Consider the following 284-nt stretch of genomic DNA (forward strand, 5'->3'; position numbering starts at 1 on the left):
CAAGGGTTCGCGCGTATACAGCATACGCAGCGTCTGACCGCGATGTGGCTCCATACGGAACAGAGGGGGAGTCAGCGTAAATGGGGTCGTCACTTTATCCGGCGTTACACTGGCATCTCCGTTGTCCATCCATGCTTCAACCAATGCCGGATACTCGCCCTCATTACTAAGCCTGACCGTCGCCTCCTGATCTGACTCACGAAAAATCACGCGTGTAGCACCGACCACGACACCGGCTTGCGCTGCAGACAATACCTGCATGCCCAGTACGAACAGTATCAGTT

1 protein-coding gene is annotated in these 284 nt (G+C 55.3%); it reads right to left on the reverse strand.

The features are described 5' to 3' along the window. Positions 1 to 284 (reverse strand): fimbrial biogenesis chaperone (locus tag KDM89_RS21950; RefSeq protein ID WP_329604736.1); only part of this gene is annotated, 284 nt, incomplete at both ends.

The organism is Cognatundibacterium luofuense (genome assembly GCF_018139685.1).
Lineage (GTDB): Bacteria > Pseudomonadota > Gammaproteobacteria > Burkholderiales > Burkholderiaceae_D > Undibacterium > Undibacterium luofuense.